Origin of the sequence: Streptomyces narbonensis (assembly GCF_014649015.1) — a bacterium.
GTDB classification, from domain to species: Bacteria; Actinomycetota; Actinomycetes; order Streptomycetales; family Streptomycetaceae; genus Streptomyces; species Streptomyces narbonensis.
On record NZ_BMSF01000023.1, the window covers coordinates 44,397 to 66,484 of the forward strand.

Here is a 22,088-nt window from a genome sequence, read left to right on the forward strand (position 1 = left end):
TCCTCAGAGGGCGGTGGGTCTCGACAGCCATCAGGGTGACCGTATAGCCGCACCTGTCGCTTATGCCGGTATTGCCGCTCTCCCCTCCGGGATGTCGGTCCCCTCCGGGATGTCGGTCACCGCCGCGCGCGTTCCGCCGGGGGATTCTCGTATCCGGGCGGCGGGTCCCTCCCGTGGCCAACGGATCAAGGGGTACGCGTACGACATGGACTGGCTGACCAAGCTCCCCGTCATCGGCCCCGCGGCCATCCGCCTCATGCGGACCCACGCCTGGCGCTCGTACGAGACCCTCGACCTGGTCCACTGGACCAGGCTCGCCGCCGCCATCACCTTCCTCTCCTTCCTCGCCCTCTTCCCACTGATCACCGTCGCCGCCGCGATCGGCGCCGCGCTCCTCTCCCAGAAGCAGCTCGACCGGATCGAGGAGAAGGTCGCCGACCAGGTGCCCGGCATCTCCGATCAGCTCGACATCGACGGGCTCGTCGCCAACGCCGGCACCGTCGGACTCATCGCGGGCGCCCTGCTGCTCCTCACCGGCATCAGCTGGATCGGCGCCATGCGGGACTGCCTGCGCGCCGTGTGGGCGCTCGACAGCATCGACGAGGGCAACCCGCTCGTCCGCAAGGGCAAGGACGCGCTCGTGCTCCTCGGCCTCGGCGGCGTCGCGGTCTGCTCCCTCGCCGCTTCCTGGCTCGGTTCCACCGCCGTCGGCTGGACCGCCGAGCGGGCCGGGATCTCCGGCGAGGGGGCGGGCGGCTACCTGCTCCAGGCCGCCGCCGTCCTCGTCGCCGCCGTCGCCGACTTCCTGATCCTGCTCTACCTGCTGACCCTGCTGCCCGGCGTCACACCGCCCCGGCGCCGCCTCGTGGTGGCGGCGGTCATCGGCGCGGTCGGCTTCGAACTGCTCAAGCTGCTGCTCGGCGGCTACATGAGGGACGTCGCGGGGAAGTCGATGTACGGGGCGTTCGGCACGCCGATCGCCCTGATGCTGTGGATCAACTTCACCGCGAAGCTCCTGCTGTTCTGCGCGGCCTGGACGGCTACGGGTTCACGTCGGGATCCTGCGGAGTCGGGGACTCCCGAGGAGCCCGGGCCTCCCGCGAGCGCTGCCGACGCGAGCCCGAACCGGCCAGCGGCCAGCGACGGTTGACCAGGAAGACGGCGCCGGCGAGCAGGACGAGCACCCCGCCCGCGACGCTCAGAGCGATCCCCACCCCGCCGGACTTCTCCTCACCGGCGGCGGCGGTGGCCGAGGCCGAGGCGCCGGGAGCCTCCTTCCCGGGCGCGGGCGCGGTACCCCCGCCCGATCCGGGCTCCGTGTCCGTACGGGCCGACGTGGGCGGCACGAGCTCGCCCACCGGGGTCACCTTCCCGGCTGCCGCGAAGCCCCAGTCGAGCAGCCGGGCGGTCTCCTTGTAGACCGCGTGCTGCTCCTTCGAGGAGGGGTTCATGACGGTGACGAGCAGCACCTTCCCGCCCCGCTCCGCGACACCGGTGAAGGTGGATCCCGCGTGCGTGGTGTTGCCGTTCTTCACGCCGGCGATCCCCTGGTAGGGGGCGACGCCGAAGTCGCCGGTGAGGAGCCGGTTGGTGTTCTGGATCTCGAAGGTCTCGCGCTTCTTGCCCGGCTTCAGCTCGCCGGGGAAGGCGGCGCGGGACGTGGCGGCGTACTCCCGGAAGTCCGGCTTCTGCATGCCGTTGCGGGCGATGAGCGTGAGGTCGTACGCGGACGAGACCTGGCCCGGGGCGTCGTAGCCGTCCGGGGAGACCACGTGGGTGTCGAGCGCCTGGAGCTCGGCCGCGTGCTCGTTCATGTCCTTCACGGTCTGCGGGATGCCGCCGTTCATGGCCGACAGGACGTGGACGGCGTCGTTGCCGGAGCGGAGGAAGACGCCGAGCCACAGGTCGTGGACGCTGTAGGTCTGCTTCTCCTTGATGCCGACCAGGCTGGAGCCGGAGCCCATCCCGGCCAGGTCCTGGGTGGTGACCAGGTGGTTCTTGGTCCTCTCGAACTTCGGCAGCACGGTGTCCGCGAAGAGCATCTTGAGCGTCGACGCCGGGGCGAGCCGCCAGTGCGCGTTGTGCGCGGCGAGGACGTCACCGCTCTCCGCGTCCGCGACGATCCAGGACCGCGCGGACAGCTCCTTGGGCAGCACGGGCGCACCGGGCAGCAGCTGAGCCTGCGTGCCGGGCTTCCCGAGCAGCGCGCCGCCGACCGCGGACATGGTGGCGGGCGGCTTGGGCTGCTTGTCCTTCGCGTCCTTCCCTTCGTCCGCGTGGGCCGAGGGCACGGCGACGACGAGCGGCAGGAGTACGGCAGCAGCGACCGCCCAAGCGGTCCTCTTCGAAGCAGACACGGTCGAGAACGTACAGGTACGGAACACATATCCGAACCCCACCGGGCGGTTCGACCGAGCTCGTCCACCCGGACGCGGGCCCTCGGAGGCGGACGGTGATACTGGGGCCATGAAGCTCAGCCGTCGCGTCTCCTGGTTCCTGCTCGCGTTCGGGGTGTGGAGCTGGTTCATCTGGATCACCTTCGTCAAGAACCTCTGGAACGACGGGAGCGGCCTCGCCTTCGACGACGCGGGCGACCCGACGGCCTACTTCTGGGTTCACCTGCTGCTCGCCGTCACGTCCTTTGTCTTGGGGACGGTGATCGGTGGGCTCGGGTTGCGTGGTGTGCGTTCCGCGCGCCGCGATACCGGTCACAGCTCCTAGACCTGTCCGGCCCCGGGCCGCGAAACGAGAAAGAGGGGTTCGGGGCGTGGTCGCCTTCCTGTTGGTTCTGGTCGTGGTGCTCGCCCTGCTCGGCGGGGTGCACTGGTACGTGTGGCGGCGGCTCGTCCGTGACGTGACCGTGCCCGGCGGGGTGGCGCGCCGGGTGGGGACGGCCGTCGTCGTCGCGCTGCCGCTGCTCTCGCTCGCGGCCCTGACCTCCTCGCGTGCCGGCGCGCCCTTCTGGTTCCAGCAGGTCGTCGCCTGGCCCGGGTTCCTGTGGCTCGCGCTGCTCCTGTACGTGACCCTGGCCCTGGTCGTCGGCGAGGCCGTGCGGCCCGTCCTGCGCGCCCGGCTCGCCCGGCGCGACGCGAAGGCCGCCCCCGCGCCGGCCCCGGTCGTCGAGCCCGCCCCCGCGGCGCCGGTCGTCGAGCCCGCCCCCGCGGCGCCGGCCCAGGCCGTCGAGCCCGTGGCCGTGGCCGTGGCGGAGCCCGAGACGGCCGCGCCCGCGGCTCCCGCGGAGTCCGGGTCCGTGCCCCCCGCCGACGTCTCCCGGCGGCTCTTCGTCTCGCGGGTCGTCGGCGGGTCCGCCGCGGCCGTGGCTCTCGGGACCGTCGGGTACGGCACGTACGGCGTGCTGCGCGGGCCCCGGGTCAAGCGGGTCACCGTGCCGCTCGCCAAGGTGCCGCGCGCCGCGCACGGGTACCGGATCGCCGTCGTGTCCGACATCCACCTCGGGCCGATCCTGGGCCGGGCCCACAGCCGGCGGATCGTGGACACGATCAACTCCACCCAGCCCGACCTGATCGCGATCGTCGGCGACCTCGTCGACGGCACCGTCGAGAACCTCGGCTCCGCCGCCGAGCCGCTCGCCCGGCTCCGCGCCCGCCACGGCTCCTTCTTCGTGACGGGCAACCACGAGTACTTCTCGGGCGCCGACGCCTGGGTCGACCACGTACGCGAGCTCGGCCTGCGCCCGCTGCGCAACGAGCGGGTGGAGATCGCGGCCGGCTTCGACCTCGCGGGCGTCGACGACGTCGCGGGGGAGAGCGAGGGGCAGGGCCCCGACTTCGGCCGGGCCCTCGGCGACCGCGACCGGGCCCGTGCCGCCGTGCTCCTCGCGCACCAGCCGATCGTCATCCACGACGCCGTGCGCTACGGCGTCGACCTCCAGCTCTCCGGCCACACCCACGGCGGCCAGCTCTGGCCGGGCGAGTACCTCGCGGACCTGGCCAATCCGACCGTCGCCGGGCTCGAACGGTACGGCGACACCCAGCTCTACGTCTCGCGCGGCGCGGGCGCCTGGGGGCCCCCGGTCCGGGTCGGCGCGCCCTCCGACATCACGATCGTCGAACTCGCCTCGAAACAGGCGTAATCGGAAGACGTGACTCCGTGCGCAGAGAGTGATACGTGCTGCTCATCGACTTAAATTCTCATATCCCGGACATATACCTGCTGTGTGAAAGTTTCCTCTTCCCCATGTGAAGGTCGTGTGATTGGCTGTCGGCAAATGCGGCGTTTTCGGGGGGCGTCGTGCCAGGGGTGGTACGAAAAAAGGAAGCACGGCAATGCGGTCGACGGTCCGTCTGCGGATCCTCATCATGTGTGGAGTACTGGTGGCGGCCGGAGTCGGGGGCTGGCAACTCCTGCCCTCCGACGAAGGCCGGACAGATCCCATCAGCGTCGGTACCACCGACGCGATCACTTCACTCGACCCGGCCGGTGCGTACGACGCCGGTTCCTGGGCCATGTACAGCAACATCTTCCAGTCGCTGATGACGTTCAAGCCGGGGTTCACGACGCCGGTTCCGGACGCGGCGGAGAGCTGCAAGTTCGTGGGCAGCAGGCTCACCACGTACCAGTGCACGCTCCGTGACGACCTCTCCTTCGCCAACGGGCGCAAGGTGACCGCCGAGGACGTCAAGTACTCCTTCGAGCGGATGCTGCGGATCAAGACGGACGTCGGCCCGAAGGCCCTCTTCCCGACCCTGAAGAGCATCACGTCGCAGGACCGCAAGGTCACCTTCCACCTGAGTGGCCGGGACGCGACCTTCCCGCTGAAGGTGGCCACGGGCGCCGGCTCGATCGTCGACAAGGACCAGTACCCGGCCGACAAGCTGCGTACGGGCTTCGGGGTCGACGGATCGGGGCCGTACGTCCTCAAGGAGTACAAGGAGGGCGAGTCCGCCCGCCTGGAGCCCAACCCGAAGTACAAGGGTGCGATCACCAGGACCGGCGGCCCGGTCGTCGTGAAGTACTACGGCCAGTCCGCGGAGCTCGCCGACGCCTGGAAGGCGAAGGACGTGCAGGTGACGCACCGGCAGCTCCCGCCGGATTTCATCTCGACGCTGGACGTCAAGGACGGGACGCGCGTCACCGAGGCGGAGAGCGCCGAGATCCGCAACCTCAACTTCAACGTCCGGCCCGGCAGGCCGCTGGCCGACAAGGCAGTGCGCCAGGCCGTCGCCGCCGTCCTCGACCGTCCGGCGATCACCACCGGCGCCTACAAGGACACCGTCGAGCCGCTCTACTCCCTCATCCCGCAGGGCTTCGTGGGGCACAGCACGGCCTTCTTCGACGCCGACCCCATGCCGAGCGCGAAGAAGGCGAAGAAGCTCCTGAAGGACGCCGGCGTCGCGACCCCGGTGAAGTTCACCTTCGGCTACCGCGCTGACGCCACCTACGGCGCCGAGACCGCCGAGATCAAGCGGCAGCTGGAGGCCACCGGCCTCTTCGAGGTCGAGGCCGTCGAGGTCAAGTGGACCGAGTTCCAGAAGGAGTACGCGAAGGGCACCTACGACGCGTACACCGTCGGCTGGCTCCCCGACTTCCCCGACTCCGACAGCTTCACCGCGCCGCTCGTCGGCACCGGGAACACCCTGCACAACGGCTTCTCCAGCAGGCGGATCGACGCCCTGATCGCCTCGACGCAGCAGTACAGCGACCGCTCCCAGGCGGCCACCGACTTCAAGGCGATCCAGGACGAGGTCGCCGAGGACGTCCCGCTCGTCCCGCTGTGGCAGAAGCGGGACTACGTCCTCGCCGAGGAGGCCGTGGACGGCTCGCAGTACCTGACGGACGGCACGGGCATCTGGCGGCTGTGGGAGCTCGACTGGATCTGAGCCCGGCGGGTTGAAGGACTGCGACCTGAAGGCCTGCGAGCTGAAGGCCTGCGACCTGAGGGCCTGCGAGCTGAAGGCCTGCGACCTGAGGGCCTGCGACCTCAGGTCGCAGGCCCTGAGGTCCACGGGTCAGGCGGTCGGCGGCTTCGCGGTGGCCCGCTTGGGCTTGCCCGAGGCCGCCATCCCGGCCGCCGTCGGCATGAAGTCGGAGAGCAGCTCGTGCGTCTCCTTCACGAGCGGCCGGAGGATCCGGAAGCGGGAGAGCGAGATGGCCCGGGCCGTGACCGGCGCGAGCCGCTCGACGAGCCGCCTGCTGTTCGCGGCGCCCTCCGAGCGGTCGTACACCCAGAACAGCACGAGGCCCATCTGCTGGAGCCACAGCAACTGCGGGAGGGCTTCCCTGAGTTCCGGGTCGACCTTCACCGAGGCGCCGGAGATGACCCGCCGGTGGACCTCGATCGCCGCCTCGCGCGGGCCCTCCGACTCCGGTGAGAAGGGGCTGAGCGGGCTGTCGGGGTCGGCGGCGTTCTTGAAGAACTGCGAGGCGAACTCGTGGTACGGCTCGGCGATGTCCAGCCAGCCGAGGTAGACGCCCCTGATCCGGGTGTTGAGGTCCTTCTCGGGGCCGTTCAGGATCGGCTCGACCGCGGCCTGGTGCTCCTCGGCGATCCGGTCGTAGAAGCCCTGGACGAGGTGCTCCTTGGACGAGAAGTAGTAGTACGCGTTGCCGACGGAGACTCCGGCCTCCTGGGCGATGGCCCGCATCGTCGTCTTGTCGTAACCGCGCTCCTTGAACAGCCGGAGCGCGGTTTCGAGGATGAGCGTGCGGGTCTGCTCGCTCTTCGGGGCCTTCTTCTCGTCGGCCTTCTTCTCTTGCGTCACGGGACTGAGCCTAGTCGGGCGGATCGGGCACTTCGCAGTGCCCGCCCTCGCAGTGCCCGCCCTCGGCGTGCCCGCCTTCCCGGTCCGGGCCCTTGAGGGCCTCGCGCCACTTGGCGGCGGCCAGGACGGTCACCCGGGCGAAGGGCTGTCCGGCGGGGGTGGCCAGCCAGTGGGCCTTGGCCCGGTGGTCGGCGAGTGCCCAGAGGCAGACGATCCAGGCGTTCGTCTCCCGGTAGACCTGGCCCCGGTCCCCGACCACGGTGATCTCCCGCAGGGTGGCGGAGTGGTCGAGGTCGGGGAAGCGGCGCCTGGCCTCGTGCGATCCGGCCGGTACGAGGTCGAGCGGGACGAGCTGCCGTTGCCGCAGCAGCCAGTGCCTGAGGTGCACGCAGAGCGGGCAGTCGGCGTCGTACAGGACGGTCAGGCGTCCCACGGGGGTCGGCATGGCCCGGCGGTCAGCGCTGGGGGGCCGGCGGGGCCCACGGACCGGCCTGGGGGGCCGCGGTCCAGCCCTGCGGACGGACCGGCGGCACCTGCTCGCGCTCCATCACGCCCCGGCGGCGGATCTTGTTGAGGACGTAGACGTTGCCGAGGTGCATCACGCCGAGGACCAGCAGGACCACTCCGAGCTTGACCGAGAGGGCCTCGAAGAGCGCGCGGGTGTCGACGACGGCCTCGTCCTGGCTCAGATAGAGGGCGACGAAGCCGAAGTTGACGAGGTAGAAGCCGACCACGAGGAGGTGGTTGACGGCGTCCGCGAGCTTCTCGTTCCCGTGCAGGACGTCGGCGAGGAAGATCTTTCCGTTACGGCTGAGCGTGCGGGCGACCCAGATGGTCAGGGCCACGCTGATCAGCAGGTAGGCGACATACGCGACGACAGTGAGGTCCATGCCCCACGCTCCCTTGAACGCGTTCAAAAGCTGACGGGCATGACTGTAGACCTCTCTTTGAACGTGTTCAAGCTGCTGTCGGGAAACGTGGTGGACCCCACCCGTGCCACCCCCTAGGGTCTGGCGGGTGACGCTCTCTCATGACCTGGCCGGTAATGGCCCCTCGACCGTCGTCCTGCTGCACTCCGGGGTCTGTGACCGCCGAATGTGGGACGTGCAGTTCTCCGCGCTCGCCGAGGCGGGCCACCGTGTCGTCCGCTGCGACCTCCGCGGCTTCGGCGAGACCCCCGTCGACGCCGCGCACACCCACGCCGACGACGTCAGGGACCTTCTCGACCACCTCGGCGTGGACGCCGCCGCCGTCGTCGGCTCCTCCTTCGGCGGCCAGGTCGCCCTCGAACTCGCCGTCCGCCACCCCGGACGCGTCTCCGCCCTCGCCCTGCTCTGTTCCGGCATGCCCGGCTTCGCGCCCAGCGACGAGCTGCGGGCCTGGGGCGGCCGCGAGGACGAGCTGCTGGAGGCGGGGGACCTCGACGGCGCCGTCGAGCTCAACGTCGACACCTGGCTCGGCCCCGAGGCCGACGAGGCCGCCCGCGCGCTCGTACGGGAGATGCAGCGGCGCGCCTTCGAGGTCCAGCTGGCTGTCCCCGACGAGTTCTCGCCGGTCCGGACCGGGATCACCGCGGACGACCTCGCCGGGATCAAGGCCCCCGCGCTCGTCGTCGCCGGCGGCCACGACGTGCCCGACTTCCGGGCGGTCGCCGACGAGCTGACCCGGATCCTGCCCGACGCTCGCCGCGTCGACCTGGACTGGGCGGGCCACCTCCCCGCCCTGGAGCGCCCGGACGAGACCGCGCGCCTCCTCACCGACTTCCTCGCCCGGACCACGGCTTCGTAGAACGTCACACCCGACGGACGGGCCCGCGCCCCACGGTGCGGGCCCGCACCCGTGTCAGCCCCCTGAGCGGTCGGCCGGTCCCTCGCGGGCCCTCTCGGCCCCTTGAGCGCCGTGCGGTTGCGGACGCACCGACGAGGCGCCCGGTCTCAGTCCTCCGCCCGGAACCCTCGTACCCCGGGCACGAGCGCCGTGCCGAGGCAGCAGCCCCCGACGATCACCGCGGCGGCGAGCAGCGGTACCTCGGGGCCCCAGGCCGAGGCGGCGAGCGGGGCCAGGGCGTAGCCCAGCGGCATCGCCGCGAGCGAGACCAGCCAGTCGTACGAGGTGACCCGGGCGAGCGCGTGCTCGGGTATCGCCCGCTGGACGGCGGTGTCCCACACGGGCGAGAGGAAGCCGAGTCCCGCCTGCGCGAGCCCGTAGGCCGCGATCGTCAGCGGCGCGGGCGCGGCCACGGCGAGCAGGACCAGCGGGAGCGCGTACGTGGCGAGCCCGAGGTTCGCCGTCAGGACCGGGCGCCGGGGGCGGGCCCGGCCGGCCAGCAGCGCCCCGAGGAGGAAGCCGACGGCGCCGACCTGGAGCAGGACGACCCAGGTGGTGCCGCCGCCGAGGTGCTGCACGGCGACGGCGGGCCCGAGGGTCATCAGGACGGCGGCGGCGCCGTTCCAGGCGCTGTGGCCGATGAGGCTGGCCCAGTACCAGTCCCGGGAGCGGACCTCTTGCCAGCCCTCCGCGAGGTCGGCGCGGAGCGAGCGGCGCGGGATCGGCACCCGCTTCACCCGAACGGCCGTCAGGAGCAGTGCGCTGAGGGCGAAGGTGGCGGCGTCCAGGACGAAGGCCCAGCCCGGCCCGACGGTCAGGACGAGGGTGCCGGCGAGCGCGGGTCCGCCGAGCCGGCTGGCGCTGCGGGCGATCCCCATCGCGGCGTTGGCGCGGTGCAGCGCCTCGGGCGCGACGGTCCCCTTCACCAGCGGCGAGCCGGTCGGCATCGCGAAGGCCCCGGCCGCACCGCCGAGCGCCTCGGCGACCGCGAGGACGGCGAGGCTCGGGGCGCCGCCGAGCAGCTGGATGCCGACCAGGAGCTGTGTGGCGCAGCGTACGAGGTCGGTGACGAGCGCGACCGTACGGGCGTCGAAGCGGTCGCCGACGACGCCTCCCAGGGGCAGCAGGAGCAGCCGGGGGACCATGGCGCAGCCGAGGACGAGGGCGAGCGCCGAGGTGGATCCGGTGGCCTCCAGGACGGCGAGGGCGAGGGCGGCCGGGATCGCCGCGTCGCCGAGGAGGGAGAGGGCGCGGCCGGTGAAGAGGAGGCGGAAGGAGCGGGTGCGCAGGGGGTGGGGGACGGTCGCGGGCGCGGCGGCGCGCGGGGGAGCGGCAGGCATGGATCGCAGAGTATTTCGGTTCCGAATAATTCGTCAACGAAATACTTTCTCGGGGGTGCGGCCGGCTCTCGACGTACGATCAGCTCATGGCGCTCCCCCACGAACCGCGTGCCCCGGGCGAACCAGGCGAACCTGGTGAATCCGGCGGGCCGGGCGAACCCCGCGAACCCCGGCGGCCCAGTGACTGGACCGACGGGCACGTCGCCCGCTGGCAGCCCGTCCTGCCGGGCCTCGACCCCGTCGTCGAGGGCGCCGTCACCCGCATGAAGAAGCTCTCCGTCCACCTCCGCCGGGTCAGGGAGCAGTCACTCGTCGACTTCGACCTGGAACGCCACGAGTTCGACACCCTCCACAAGCTCGCCGGCCGCGGCGGCAGCGCCGCGCCCTCCGAGCTCGCCCAGGACCTCGACCTCGCCCCCGCCTCCGTCTCCGGCCGCCTCGACGCCCTGGAGAAGCGCGGATTCGTCCGCCGCACCCAGTCCACGACCGACCGGCGCCGGGTCGTCGTCGAGCTCACCGGCACCGGCCGTCAGACCTGGCTCGGCGCGATGGACGTCCTCGGCCACGAGGAGTACCGGATCCTCGGCGTCCTCTCGCCCGAGGAGCGGAACCTGCTCAACGACCTGCTGCGCCGGATCATGGTCGAGGCCGAGAGCGTGGAGAACGCCCGCCACTGGGACTGAGCGGCCCCGCTCCCGGCGCTGTCTCCGGCGCGGTGTCAGATGCTCAGCGAGCGCGCGTAGTTGACCTGGGCCATCGCCCAGTGGATGGTGTCGGGCCGCACCGCCGGAATCATCGTCGAGTGGTGCTTGCCGCCGCTGTTCACCGTGATCTGCACGAAGCCCGTCGTCTGCTGCTCCTTCATCAGCAGGAACAGCAGCCCGAGGCCGCAGGCCGCGACGAAGAGACAGGCCAGCACGATGCCGACCGTCGAGATCTTCTCCTCGGTGCGCGACAGGTCCATCGCGTTCCACACCGCGCCCCGCAGCGGCATCGGCCCGGCCGGGGTGAGGATCTGGTCACCGACCACGCTGATGTCCCCGATGGCGAACGACGGCGCCCCGCCCGTCGGGTACTGCGGCGGCACGGCCACCCCGCCCGGCAGGGTCGGCTGGTAGACCGGCGCCTGGTACGCCCCCGGCCCCGGCGTCGCGTCCTTCGGGTACCCGTACCCCGGCGTGGCGTCCTGCGGATACCCGTACGCCGGCGTCCCGGGCCCCTGGCCAGGCCCCCACTGGTACTCCCCGTCCGCGTAAGGATTCGGCTCGCTCATCAGTCCCCGCTCTCCACACAGCTCCGCAACGGAAAAAGCCCGCTCCTGCACGCGCAGCGTACAGAAGCGGGCTTTTCCAGCCGAACGAGATGTCAGAAGCGACGCGTGATCAGCGCGCGCTTGACTTCCTGGATGGCCTTGGTGACCTCGATGCCACGGGGGCACGCGTCGGTGCAGTTGAACGTCGTGCGGCAACGCCACACGCCGTCCTTGTCGTTCAGGATCTCCAGGCGCTGCTCGCCGGCCTCGTCGCGCGAGTCGAAGATGAAGCGGTGCGCGTTGACGATCGCGGCCGGACCGAAGTACTGACCGTCGTTCCAGAAGACCGGGCAGGACGACGTGCACGCGGCGCACAGGATGCACTTGGTCGTGTCGTCGAAGCGCTCACGGTCCTCGGCGGTCTGCAGGCGCTCGCGCGTCGGCTCGTTGCCCTTGGTGACCAGGAACGGCATGACGTCCCGGTACGCCTGGAAGAAGGGCTCCATGTCGACGACAAGGTCCTTCAGCACCGTCAGGCCCTTGATGGCCTCGACCGTGATCGGCTTCTCGGGGTTGATGTCCTTGATCAGCGTCTTGCAGGCGAGCCTGTTCTTGCCGTTGATCCGCATCGCGTCCGAGCCGCAGATGCCGTGCGCGCACGAGCGACGGAAGGTCAGCGTCCCGTCGACGTCCCACTTGATCTTGTGGAGGGCGTCGAGGACGCGCTCCTTCGGGTCGATCTCGATCTGGAAGTCTTCCCAGACCGAGGCGTCCGAGATCTCCGGGTTGAAGCGGCGGATCCGCATCGTGACCGTGATGTACGGGGAGGCGGCGGACTCGGCCTCGACCTTGTCCAGTACGGGGGTAGCCATCAGTACTTACGCTCCATCGGCTGGTAGCGGGTCTGGACGACCGGCTTGTAGTCGAGACGGACGGTCTCGGAGCCGTCCTCGCCGACCTCGCGGTACGCCATGGTGTGGCGCATGAAGTTGACGTCGTCGCGGTTCGGGTAGTCCTCGCGGTAGTGACCGCCGCGGGACTCCTTGCGCGCGAGGGCCGAGACGGCCATGACCTCGGCCAGTTCGAGCAGGTTGCCCAGCTCGATGGCCTCCAGCAGGTCCGTGTTGAAGCGCTTGCCCTTGTCCTGGATGGACACGTTCTCGTAGCGCTCGCGCAGCTCGGCGATCTTCTCGACGGCCGTCTTGATGGTCTGCTCCGTGCGGAACACCATCACGTTGGCGTCCATCGTCTCCTGGAGCTCGCGGCGCAGGTCGGCGACCCGCTCGCTGCCCGTGGAGTTGCGCAGCTTCTCGATCTGCGCGATGACGAGGGACTCCGGGGCCTCCGGCAGCTCGACGAAGTCGGCCTTGGCGGAGTACTCGGCCGCGGCGATGCCCGAACGCTTGCCGAAGACGTTGATGTCGAGCAGCGAGTTGGTGCCGAGGCGGTTGGCGCCGTGCACCGACACGCAGGCGACCTCGCCGGCGGCGTACAGCCCGGGGACGACCGTCGTGTTGTCGCTCAGGACCTCACCCTCGACGTTCGTCGGGATGCCGCCCATGGCGTAGTGCGCGGTGGGCTGGATCGGGATCGGGTCCGTGTACGGCTCGATGCCGAGGTACGTACGGGCGAACTCGGTGATGTCCGGGAGCTTGGCGTCGAGCTGCTCCGGCGGGAGGTGCGTCAGGTCCAGGTAGACGTGGTCGCCCTCGGGACCGCAGCCACGGCCCTCGCGGATCTCCGTGTAGATGGAGCGGGAGACGACGTCACGGGACGCGAGGTCCTTCATGACCGGCGCGTACTTCTCCATGAAGCGCTCGCCGTCCTTGTTGCGGAGGATGCCGCCCTCACCACGGGCGCCCTCCGTCAGCAGGATGCCCATGCGCCAGATGCCCGTCGGGTGGAACTGGAAGAACTCCATGTCCTCCAGGGGCAGGCCGCGGCGGTAGCACGCGGCCTGGCCGTCACCGGTCAGGGTGTGGGCGTTGGAGGTCACCTTGAAGAACTTGCCGGTGCCGCCGGACGCGTAGATGACGGCCTTGGCCTGGAAGATGTGGATCTCGCCGGTGGCCAGCTCGTAGGCGACGACGCCCGCGGAGTGCTTCACACCGTCGACCTCGACGATGAGCTGGTCCAGGACGTAGAACTCGTTGAAGAACTCCACGCCCTCCTTGACGCAGTTCTGGTACAGCGTCTGGAGGATCATGTGGCCGGTGCGGTCCGCGGCGTAGCAGGACCGGCGGACCGGGGCCTCGCCGTGGTTGCGGGAGTGGCCGCCGAAGCGGCGCTGGTCGATGGTGCCGTTCGGGGTGCGGTTGAACGGCAGGCCCATCTTCTCCAGGTCGAGGACGGCGTCGATGGCCTCCTTCGCCAGGATCTCGGCGGCGTCCTGGTCGACCAGGTAGTCACCGCCCTTGACCGTGTCGAAGGTGTGCCACTCCCAGTTGTCCTCCTCCACGTTCGCCAGCGCGGCGGCCATGCCGCCCTGCGCGGCGCCCGTGTGGGAGCGGGTGGGGTAGAGCTTCGTCAGCACGGCGGTGCGGCTGCGCTTCGTCGCCTCGATGGCGGCGCGCATGCCGGCGCCGCCGGCGCCGACGATGACGGTGTCGTACTTGTGGATCTTCATGACGTGGATTACCTCAGCCCCGTGCCTAGCGGATGTTCGGGTCGAAGGTGAAGATCACCAGCGTGCCCAGAAGGATGGTGAACACCGTGGCGGTGTACAGCAGGCCCTTGAGCCACAGGCGCGTGTTGGCCCGCTCCGCGTAGTCGTTGATGACGGTACGGAGGCCGTTGGCGCCGTGCAGCATGGCGAGCCAGAGCATCAGCAGGTCCCAGACCTGCCAGAACGGGGACGCCCAGCGGCCGGCCACGAAGGCGAAGCCGATCTTGGAGACGCCGCCGTCCAGGAAGAGCTGGATCAGCAGGTGGCCGAGGACCAGGACGACGAGGACCACGCCGGACAGGCGCATGAAGAGCCACGCGGCCATCTCGAAGTTGCCGCGGGTCGCGCGCGGGGTCTTGCCGGTGCGCTTGCGCGGGGCCTCGATGTACGGCGCGGGGTTGTCCACGTCGTACTGGGCGCCCTCGACGGGGCCGATCGTGGCGGAGGTGGTGTCAGAGGACATATCTGGCGTCAGCTCCCGAACAGTTCACGTGCGGCGTGGCCGAGGACGGGGTACAGCGAGCCCGCCATCAGCACGACCCAGATGCCCACGACGGTCCAGAGCATCTGCTTCTGGTAGCGCGGGCCCTTGGACCAGAAGTCCACGGCGATGACCCGCAGGCCGTTCAGCGCGTGGAAGAGGATGGCTGCGACGAGGCCGTACTCCAGAAGAGCGACGATCGGCGTCTTGTAGGTCGCGACCACCTCGTCGTACGCCTCGGGGGAGACGCGGACGAGAGCGGTGTCCAGCACGTGTACGAACAGGAAGAAGAAGATGAGGACGCCGGTGACTCGATGAGCCACCCAGCTCCACATTCCTTCCCGGCCGCGGTACAGCGTTCCAGCCGGCACGGAAAAACCCTCCGGGAGCGGGGATCAGGGTCGGCCGGCTTCTCTGTCGGTCTGACCCGGCCGGGTACGGTCCACCGGCCCCGGTCATCGTAGCGACGACTTGTCGGTTCGCTCGCGCGGGGTCCATCGGTGTGATCAAACAGGCACGGACGGGCTATCCCACAAGCCGAAATCGCCCTGTTCCGGTCGGAATCACGCTTCGGAGTGTCGGCGCGTGAGGCCTTCGGAGAGCCGGAAGGCCAGTCGGACGCGGGTGAGGCGGCGCAGTTCGTCGGCGGCGATCACGCGCTCTTCCTCAGGTTCGTTGCCGAGACGTGACCGGATGCCTGCCAAAACCTGGTCGAGACGCTCTCCTGGCCTTACTCCTTCGAGGCTGATCACGAACGCGTGTCCGAAGCTGCTCTCGTACGCGGCGTGGGCGGCCCGCAGCGCGGTCCGCGCCGCCGGCGGGGCGTCCGGGTGCGGCGGGGCGGAGGACTCGGCGGCCAGTGCCCCGTCGAGATCGGCGCGGGACAGGTCGTAGCCCGCCTCGTCGGCGGCGGCGAGCAGGGCGTCGACCGTCGGGTACGGGCGGTGTGCGGCCACCCGTTCGGCCCAGCGGGGGCTGTGGCAGCAGGAGAGGAGCAGGGCCTCGGCCTCGGCGGGCGAGGCGGCGTTGAAGCCCGCGAGCCCGCGGACGGAAGGGCCCCGGTTCTGGGCGGGTATGGCAGGCGTGTCCGTGGAACCCGGTTTCCGGCAGGGGGCGTGGGTGTCGCTGGTCAGCGTGGGCTCCGGTACTCCGGGACGGGCGGGATGGGCGTGATCGGCGTGACTGAACGTTATCGACGGGACGTGAGAAGTGTCCGACGGATGCACGAATTTCACCCGGAAGGGAGAGTTTCGGAACAAGTGATGGACGATCGGCGACCGGTCCATGGTTCCGTCCCCGGTCCCGTCCCCCTTTCGGCGCGCCCCCGATTGGCCGGACCGTCTTCCGTAGGGAAGGATTCCGAATGATGCGGTACTCCATACGGGGGCCCCGCCGGGGCTCCGCACTGATGGCGACCGCGGTGGCACTGGCCACCGTGGCGGCCTGTTCGAGCGGCTCTCCGTCCGGAGCGCCGTCGCCCTCCGCGCCCTCGGGCGCCACGGCGACGAGCGCCGCGCCCACCAGCGCCGCGCCCACCAGCGCGCCCCCCTCACCGACACCGACACCGACGCCCAGCCCCACGCGGACCTATCCGCTCTCCACCGCGCCCCGCGTGATCCCGGCCGTCCGTGACCACGAGCCCGCCCGCGGCCCCGGATGGAAGCCCGCGCCCACGGCCGGGATCGTCCTCGGCGCGAACAGCGCGGGCCTCGCCGACGAGGGCCGGCTCCTCGCCGGGGAGCTCGGCGTCCCCTACCGCGGCGCCGTCGCCGCCGGACCCGGAGACGTCGAGCTGGCACTCGGCGGGACCGGTGCCCGCGAGTCGTACACCCTGACCGTCCGTGACGGCCGGGTCCGGATCGCCGGCCCCGACGAGGCCGGGGTCTTCTACGGCACGCGAACGCTCAAGCAGTCGGTGAAGGCCACCGGTGCCATGCCCGAGGGTGTCGTCACCGACGCGCCCGCGAAGCCCCAGCGCGGCCTGAACGTCGACATCGCCCGCAAGTACTTCACCGCCGGCTGGATCGAGGACCGGCTGCGCGAGATGGCCGACCTCAAGCTCAACCAGTTCGGGCTGCACTTCTCCGACGACCAGGGCTTCCGGATCGCCTCGGACTCCCACCCCGAGATCGTCTCCGCCCAGCACCTGAGCAAGGCCGAGGTGCGCCGGATCCTCGCCCTCGCGCAGAGCCTGCACATCACCGTCGTGCCCGAGATCGACTCGCCCGGACACCTCGGTGCCGTCCTGCGGGCCCACCCCGACCTTCAGCTGCGCAACGTCCAGGGGGTCCCGCGGCAGGGCGCCATCGACATCTCCAAGCCCGCCTCGGCCCGGATCGTCGACGATCTGCTGCGCGAGTACTCCGCGCTCTTCCCCGGCGGCTGGTTCCACGTCGGCGCCGACGAGTACCAGGCGCTGACCGTCCGCAGCCCCTCCACCTCCTACCCGCAGCTGGCCACGGCGGCCCGGCAGAAGTACGGGCCCCAGGCCGGCGTCCAGGACCTCGCGGAGGGCTGGCTGAACGACCGGGCCGCCGTCGTGCGCGAGGCCGGGAAGACGGCCAAGGCCTGGAACGACGGCTTCTTCCGCGGTGGCGTCGTCACCGCCGACCAGCGCATCGAGGTCGAGTACTGGACGGGCAAGGAGATCGGCGCGCGCCCGCCCGCCGAGTACCTGGCCGAGGGCCGCAAGGTCGTGAACCTCAACGACGAGTACCTGTACTACGTCCTCGGCGAGCCCAACCAGTTCACGTACCCCACGGGCCGCCGCATCTACGAGCAGTGGACCCCGCTGGTCCTGCGCGGCACGACGCCGGTCCCGGCGCGCTACGACCCCCAGATCCTCGGCGCCCGCTTCGCCGTCTGGTGCGACCTCTCGCGCGCGCAGACCCCGACCCAGGTGGCGAACGGCATCCGCCTCCCCCTGACGGCCCTCGCCCAGAAGGTCTGGGACCCGAGGAAACCGACCCTGACCTGGGACCAGTTCCGGGCACTGGCGGCGGAGGTGCGCTGAGCCGCGCCGCGGGACCTGTGACGCCCTCTATGCAGCGCGTCACGGCGCTGGCATGATTCCGGCCGCGCAGTGACGAAAAAGCGCCCTTCGGCGCAGTAAGTGGAAGTACTGCGTCCGCATTCGGGTGGCGAGGAGGCGTCCATGACGTCCGTGACGAGCACGAGCCTGCAGGATCTGATCGACCGCGCCGACGTGCGGGGCCTCGCGGCCGCCGGGCTCGCGTGCCTGGACCGGTGCCTGCCGCTGCTCGCGCCCGAGCGCGCCGAGGCGCTCCGGCCCGTGTGGGCCGCGGTGGCGCGCGGGGACGGCGGGGCGTGGGCCGAGGCCGTCGGCAAGGTGCGGGTCGAGCTGGGCGGCGTGGGAGGCGAGGACGCGGACGCCGGCGGGGTCGTGACGATGGTGCACGCGATGCTCGACGGAGTCCCCACTGAATGGGCCGATGAGCCCCTGCGGGCCTGGGCCGGGCAGTGCTCGGCGGTCGCGCTCGCCGTGCACCGTCTGTACGACGCGACCGAGGCCGGCCCGCTGCATGCCGGCGAACTCCGTCGCCAGCAGGCCGTCCTGGAGGTCGCCGCGCACGGACCGACCGGCCTGCGCCGGGCCCGTGAGCTGTCCATCGAGGGCGGACGGGTGCTGCGCGCGGTCGTCTCGCGCCGGGCGCGGACCGCCTGAGCCGCGAAGGAGCGCAGCGAGGGGGTGGCCGACGCCGGCCACCCCCTCGCTTCGTACGGACCTTGCTTCGTGCGGAACGTCAGCTCAGGCGTCCGGCTCCTGGATCGTCACCGAGGCGATCGTCTCGGCGATCTCCCGTTCCGCCGTGGCCTTGTCGAGGCCGAGGCCGGTCAGTACGCCCTCGCCGTCCTCGTGCTCCATGAGCGCCAGCAGGATGTGCTCGGTGCCGACGTAGTTGTGGCCGAGGCGCAGGGCCTCGCGGAACGTCAGCTCCAGGACCTTCTTCGCCGCCGCGTCGTACGGGACGAGCGTGGGCGGCTCGTCGACGGCCGGCGGCAGGGTCGCCGCGGCGGCCTCGCGGACCTGGTCGAGGGTCACGCCCTTCGTCTGGATCCAGAACGCCGCGAGCCCCTCGGGCTCGGCGAGCAGGCCGAGCACCAGGTGGGCGGTGGTGATCTCGCCGTTGCCGACGGCCGTGGCCTCGTTCTGGGAGGCCATCACCACGTTCCGGGCGCGGGGGGTGAAGCGGTTGAACCCCGCGCTCGCGTCCATCTTCTCCGCGTCCGGATCCTTGGGGACGAAGCGCTTCTGGGCCGCCTGGCGGGTGACGCCCATGCTGCGGCCGATGTCGGTCCAGGACGCCCCGGAGCGCCGGGCCTGGTCCACGAAGTGGCCGATGAGGTGGTCGGCGACATCGCCGAGGTGGTCGGCCGCGATGACCGCTCCGGAGAGCTGCTCCAGGGCGTCGGGATGGACCTTCTTGATCGCTTCGATGAGCTCGTCGAGACGGACGGGGACCTTCGGAACGACTGGATTCGTCATGAGGCAACCTTAGGTTGACACTCCTGGAGTGTCAACTGATGGTTGACAGTGAAATGGGTGCACCACGCCCAACCCGAGACGGGTGGCGCGAGAGGGAGGGGAGGGGCGGGAAAAGGGAGACGACCGGGGCCGCCACCCCCCACAGGAGAGGCCCCGGTCGTCATCCACGGAGCCGCAGCACGGCTCCGTACTCCATACAGCGCCGGTGCTGCGCTTTCTGTCACACCGGCACGTGCACCCGCACGTGCAGCACGACAGTCGTCTCGAAGGTTGCAACTTGTACAAAGACCCCGGACCGCGTGGACGCGGCGCGGGGGCACGACGTAGCGTGCAGGTGCGCGAGGCGGCGTGGCGGCAGTGACCAGCCGCGACGACGCGACGACGCGACCGACGAACAGGGTTTGGGGAGTGCTGGGGGACGACGCGGAGCTGACGGCCGCGGTGCTCGCTGCGCAGGACGGGGACGAGAACGCCTTCCGTACTGTGTATCGCGCCGTGCATCCTCGGTTGGTCGGCTACATACGCACACTGGTCGGCGAGGGCGACGCCGAGGACGTCGCCTCGGAGTCCTGGCTCCAGATCGCGCGCGACCTCGACCGCTTCAGCGGAGACGCGGACCGCTTCCGCGGCTGGGCGGCCCGGATCGCCCGTAACCGCGCCCTCGACCACATCCGGATGCGCGGCCGACGGCCCGCCGTGGGCGCCGACGACACCGAACTCACCGACAAGCCCGCCGACTCCGACACCGCGGACGAGGCACTGGAAGCCCTGGCCACCGGCCGCACCATGCACCTGATAGCCCAACTTCCGCAGGACCAGGCCGAGGCCGTCGTCCTGCGCGTCGTCGTCGGCCTGGACGCCAAGAGCGCCGCCGACACCCTGGGCAAGCGCCCCGGCGCCGTGCGGACCGCCGCGCACCGGGGTCTCAAGAAACTTGCCGAGCTCCTCGGGGCCGACGGGGCCCCGGACGAAGGGGCCGATGGGGCAGGTGGGGGCGTGGTTCCGCTGGAAGGTGTGCCTCCGCAACGCGGGCGCGGGGCGGGTCCCGCGGGTCCCGGCGGTGTGACGCATTCGCGTCCCCGTACGCAGAAGGACATGTGATGGCCGACGAGCGCTACCAGTGGCTCGACCAGGAGGCCGCGGAGCGGCTGCTCCGGGGCGAGCCGGTCGAGGCCCTCGACGACCCCGCGCGCGCCGAGGCCGGACGCCTCGCGGAGGCCCTCGACTCGGCCCGTACACCTTTCACCGCCCGCGCCGGACAGGCAGAGCTGCCCGGTGAGGCGGCGGCACTGGCCGCCTTCCGCACGGCCTCGGCCGAACGCGCCGCCCTCGCCGCGGCCCCGTCCGCCGCCGCCCGTACCGGTCACGCCGAACTGGGCCGCGTGCGGCTCGCCACCGCACCCTCCGCCGCCAAGCCGGCGCGCCGCCGCTGGGCCCGCTCCGTGCGCTCCGTGCGGTACGGGCTGGCCGCCGCGGTCGCCGCCGTCACGGTCGGCGGCGTCGCCGTCGCCGCCGGCACGGGCGTCCTGCCGCTGATGACCCCCGAGCCGGCGGCCTCCGTCACGGCGGCGGAGAGCCCGGAGCCGGTCGTCACGGGCTCGCACGGCGTGCGGAAGGACCCCGTGGCGCCCACGGCCGGACCGGACGGCGTCGGGCACTCGCCCGGCTCCTCGCCCTCGCCCGGGGCCACCACCTCCCCCGGCTCGGCCTCCTCGCCCCTGACCCCTTCGCTCTCCACGCCGCCGGCCACCCGGCACACCCCGGAACCGGGCCGGACGACGTCCCGCCCCGGCGGGGGCACGGCCACCGCCGGTCCGGTGACGAAGGAGAAGGCCCTCAAGGCCTGCCGGGACTACCGGTCCGGCCGGCTCGAGACCGCCGACCGCCGGCAGCTCACGAACACCCTGCGCGGCGGCGAGACGCTTCGCCGGTACTGCGACCGGATGCTCGCCGGCGACCCGGGCGGCGGCTCCCCCGCGTCCGCCGAGCCCCGCGAGGACGGCAAGGACGACGGCAAGGATGACGGCAAGGGCGACGGCAAGGACGACGGCAAGGACGACGGGGAGAAGGACGGGAAGAAGGACGACGGCCGGAAGGGCGCCGGGAAGGACCGCGACGGCGACCGCCGTGACGGCCCGGGCGACCGCTCCGGCCGTGGCTCCGGAAGCGCCGACGAGAGCGGCCGCGGAACCCGTTCCGCAGCAGGTGTGACACTTTCCGGCTCGTCGGCGCAGTATTGAGTGAGCCGACTGGTCATCGGCGGCGCCATGAGCCGGGGTTCCCCCCGTACCTACGGCTCTGCGCACCCGGCGCGGGTGGGGCACGTTCCCCCGGTCCCACCCGCGCCCCTTCTTCTCCGCGCCACTACCAGTGGACGACGACCTTGTCGCCGACCTTCACCTGGTCGAAGAGGGCCGAGAGCTTCGCCCGGTCCCGGACGTTGACACAGCCGTGCGAGGCCCCGTTGTAGCCACGGGCCGCGAAGTCCGACGAGTAGTGCACCGCTTGGCCGCCGCTGAAGAACATCGCGTACGGCATGGGCGTGTGGTAGATCGTCGACGTCCACTTGCGGGCCTTCCAGCCCACGCTGAACGTGCCCTCGCGGGTCGGGGTGTTCTCCGAGCCGAAGCGGACGTCCATGGACGAGACGACCCGGCCGTCGATCATCCAGGCCAGGGTCCGGCTCTCCTTGCTGATGCAGAGCACCCGGCCGGTCATGCAGCGGGCGTCCGGGGTGTCCAGCTTGTTCGTCGTCGACGGCTTCAGCTCGTCGGCGGTCGGCTTCCGGCTGGCCGCGAGCAGCCGCTCCCACGTCGTCCCGTCGACCGAACCCGTCCGGGGCAGCCCCTGCTTCTTCTGGAACGCCTTGACCGAGCCGGCCGTCATCGTCCCGTAGAAGCCGGTGGGGGCCCGGTCGAAGTATCCGAGCTGCCGGAGCCGCGCCTGGAGCTCGCGGACCTGCTCGGTCTCATCGCCGTCCTTCATGAGGGCCTCGGCCGCCGGGGAGCCGGTGCCGGTGCCGGTGGAGGCGGAGGCGGAGGGGGACGGCGGCTTGCCGTCCGTGGTCGGCGTGGCGGTCGCGCCGGGGGCGGTGGAGGCCGTCGCGCTCGGAGCCGTGGTCGACGGCCTCGGCGCCTTCGACGAGGGGCCGGCGCCCGGGCCCCCCGGATCGGCCGCCTGAGCCGTACAGCCCGCGGCGAGCGCCACCGCCGCTGCTGCCAGTACCGCTCTGCGTATGACGGACGTGGTCCGCTTCATCGTTGCCCCCCGGGACGAGTCGTGTGTACGTAGGGA

General features: G+C 71.4%; 23 protein-coding genes. 10 read left to right on the forward strand and 13 right to left on the reverse strand.

What is annotated here, in order from left to right:
• The first annotated feature begins 205 nt into the window (after positions 1–205).
• Positions 206–1,150, forward strand: coding sequence for a YihY/virulence factor BrkB family protein (locus IE124_RS30865; protein WP_189512776.1), 945 nt, complete (start codon positions 206–208; stop codon positions 1,148–1,150).
• Here the strand turns inward: IE124_RS30865 and IE124_RS30870 are convergent.
• Positions 1,041–2,357, reverse strand: a complete 1,317-nt coding sequence (locus tag IE124_RS30870) for a D-alanyl-D-alanine carboxypeptidase family protein (protein ID WP_229833049.1) — start codon at positions 2,355–2,357, stop codon at positions 1,041–1,043. The genes IE124_RS30865 and IE124_RS30870 overlap by 110 nt on opposite strands.
• A gap of 109 nt (positions 2,358–2,466) precedes the next feature.
• Between IE124_RS30870 and IE124_RS30875 the strand changes: the two genes are divergently transcribed.
• The 3 genes from IE124_RS30875 to IE124_RS30885 all read left to right on the forward strand — a co-directional run bounded on the left by IE124_RS30875 (position 2,467) and on the right by IE124_RS30885 (position 5,840).
• A complete protein-coding gene (locus IE124_RS30875) occupies positions 2,467–2,721 on the forward strand; it encodes an SCO4848 family membrane protein (protein WP_189512779.1) in 255 nt (84 codons plus the stop codon).
• A 46-nt stretch (positions 2,722–2,767) separates the two neighbouring features.
• Positions 2,768–4,093: a metallophosphoesterase gene (locus IE124_RS30880; RefSeq protein ID WP_189512781.1), complete on the forward strand. Its 1,326-nt coding sequence runs from the start codon at positions 2,768–2,770 to the stop codon at positions 4,091–4,093.
• Between the two features lie 193 nt (positions 4,094–4,286).
• The gene (locus IE124_RS30885) at positions 4,287–5,840 is read left to right on the forward strand and encodes an ABC transporter substrate-binding protein (RefSeq protein ID WP_189512783.1); all 1,554 of its coding nucleotides are present in this window, start codon (positions 4,287–4,289) and stop codon (positions 5,838–5,840) included.
• A gap of 129 nt (positions 5,841–5,969) precedes the next feature.
• Here IE124_RS30885 and IE124_RS30890 read toward each other — a convergent pair whose 3' ends face one another.
• The 3 genes from IE124_RS30890 to IE124_RS30900 are packed head-to-tail and all read right to left on the reverse strand — an operon-like array spanning position 5,970 to position 7,612.
• Entirely contained in the window at positions 5,970–6,722 is a 753-nt protein-coding gene (locus IE124_RS30890; RefSeq protein WP_189512785.1) for a TetR/AcrR family transcriptional regulator, read from the reverse strand.
• Positions 6,723–6,732: 10 nt separating this feature from the next.
• On the reverse strand, positions 6,733–7,167 hold the full coding sequence (locus tag IE124_RS30895) for a thiol-disulfide oxidoreductase DCC family protein (protein WP_189512787.1): 435 nt from the start codon (positions 7,165–7,167) through the stop codon (positions 6,733–6,735).
• Between the two features lie 10 nt (positions 7,168–7,177).
• Entirely contained in the window at positions 7,178–7,612 is a 435-nt protein-coding gene (locus IE124_RS30900) for a hypothetical protein (RefSeq protein WP_189512789.1), read from the reverse strand.
• Between the two features lie 127 nt (positions 7,613–7,739).
• Between IE124_RS30900 and IE124_RS30905 the strand changes: the two genes are divergently transcribed.
• Complete coding sequence (locus IE124_RS30905) at positions 7,740–8,510, forward strand: alpha/beta fold hydrolase (RefSeq protein WP_189512791.1); 771 nt, start codon at positions 7,740–7,742, stop codon at positions 8,508–8,510.
• Between the two features lie 146 nt (positions 8,511–8,656).
• Here IE124_RS30905 and IE124_RS30910 read toward each other — a convergent pair whose 3' ends face one another.
• On the reverse strand, positions 8,657–9,889 hold the full coding sequence (locus tag IE124_RS30910; protein ID WP_189512793.1) for an MFS transporter: 1,233 nt from the start codon (positions 9,887–9,889) through the stop codon (positions 8,657–8,659).
• A gap of 86 nt (positions 9,890–9,975) precedes the next feature.
• On the opposite strand from IE124_RS30910, the gene IE124_RS30915 reads away from it, so the two are divergent.
• The gene (locus IE124_RS30915; protein ID WP_229833051.1) at positions 9,976–10,572 is read left to right on the forward strand and encodes a MarR family winged helix-turn-helix transcriptional regulator; all 597 of its coding nucleotides are present in this window, start codon (positions 9,976–9,978) and stop codon (positions 10,570–10,572) included.
• Between the two features lie 35 nt (positions 10,573–10,607).
• On the opposite strand, the gene IE124_RS30920 is transcribed toward IE124_RS30915, so the two are convergent.
• The 6 genes from IE124_RS30920 to IE124_RS30945 all read right to left on the reverse strand — a co-directional run bounded on the left by IE124_RS30920 (position 10,608) and on the right by IE124_RS30945 (position 15,420).
• On the reverse strand, positions 10,608–11,162 hold the full coding sequence (locus IE124_RS30920) for a hypothetical protein (protein WP_189512795.1): 555 nt from the start codon (positions 11,160–11,162) through the stop codon (positions 10,608–10,610).
• Between the two features lie 92 nt (positions 11,163–11,254).
• Entirely contained in the window at positions 11,255–12,013 is a 759-nt protein-coding gene (locus tag IE124_RS30925; protein ID WP_024755306.1) for a succinate dehydrogenase iron-sulfur subunit, read from the reverse strand.
• A complete protein-coding gene (gene sdhA, locus IE124_RS30930; RefSeq protein WP_189512797.1) occupies positions 12,013–13,767 on the reverse strand; it encodes a succinate dehydrogenase flavoprotein subunit in 1,755 nt (584 codons plus the stop codon). The genes IE124_RS30925 and sdhA overlap by 1 nt, the downstream gene beginning before the upstream one ends.
• A gap of 25 nt (positions 13,768–13,792) precedes the next feature.
• Positions 13,793–14,269 carry a succinate dehydrogenase hydrophobic membrane anchor subunit gene (locus IE124_RS30935; protein WP_189512799.1) on the reverse strand — a complete coding sequence of 159 codons (477 nt, stop codon included), beginning with the start codon at positions 14,267–14,269 and terminating at the stop codon, positions 13,793–13,795.
• Positions 14,270–14,277: 8 nt separating this feature from the next.
• Positions 14,278–14,658: a succinate dehydrogenase, cytochrome b556 subunit gene (sdhC, locus tag IE124_RS30940; RefSeq protein ID WP_015035721.1), complete on the reverse strand. Its 381-nt coding sequence runs from the start codon at positions 14,656–14,658 to the stop codon at positions 14,278–14,280.
• A gap of 192 nt (positions 14,659–14,850) precedes the next feature.
• The gene (locus IE124_RS30945; RefSeq protein WP_189512871.1) at positions 14,851–15,420 is read right to left on the reverse strand and encodes a 2-oxo-4-hydroxy-4-carboxy-5-ureidoimidazoline decarboxylase; all 570 of its coding nucleotides are present in this window, start codon (positions 15,418–15,420) and stop codon (positions 14,851–14,853) included.
• A gap of 230 nt (positions 15,421–15,650) precedes the next feature.
• Here IE124_RS30945 and IE124_RS30950 point away from each other — a divergent pair, with 230 nt between their 5' ends.
• Positions 15,651–17,300, forward strand: a complete 1,650-nt coding sequence (locus IE124_RS30950; protein ID WP_189512801.1) for a beta-N-acetylhexosaminidase — start codon at positions 15,651–15,653, stop codon at positions 17,298–17,300.
• Between the two features lie 141 nt (positions 17,301–17,441).
• Positions 17,442–17,972, forward strand: a complete 531-nt coding sequence (locus tag IE124_RS30955) for a hypothetical protein (RefSeq protein WP_189512802.1) — start codon at positions 17,442–17,444, stop codon at positions 17,970–17,972.
• 84 nt (positions 17,973–18,056) lie between these two features.
• On the opposite strand, the gene IE124_RS30960 is transcribed toward IE124_RS30955, so the two are convergent.
• On the reverse strand, positions 18,057–18,794 hold the full coding sequence (locus IE124_RS30960; protein WP_189512803.1) for a Clp protease N-terminal domain-containing protein: 738 nt from the start codon (positions 18,792–18,794) through the stop codon (positions 18,057–18,059).
• A gap of 408 nt (positions 18,795–19,202) precedes the next feature.
• Here IE124_RS30960 and IE124_RS30965 point away from each other — a divergent pair, with 408 nt between their 5' ends.
• On the forward strand, positions 19,203–19,895 hold the full coding sequence (locus IE124_RS30965) for an RNA polymerase sigma factor (protein WP_189512805.1): 693 nt from the start codon (positions 19,203–19,205) through the stop codon (positions 19,893–19,895).
• A complete protein-coding gene (locus tag IE124_RS30970) occupies positions 19,895–21,034 on the forward strand; it encodes a hypothetical protein (RefSeq protein ID WP_189512807.1) in 1,140 nt (379 codons plus the stop codon). Before IE124_RS30965 ends, IE124_RS30970 begins: the two co-directional genes overlap by 1 nt.
• A gap of 124 nt (positions 21,035–21,158) precedes the next feature.
• On the opposite strand, the gene IE124_RS30975 is transcribed toward IE124_RS30970, so the two are convergent.
• A complete protein-coding gene (locus tag IE124_RS30975) occupies positions 21,159–22,052 on the reverse strand; it encodes a L,D-transpeptidase family protein (protein WP_189512809.1) in 894 nt (297 codons plus the stop codon).
• Between the last annotated feature and the right edge of the window lie 36 nt (positions 22,053–22,088).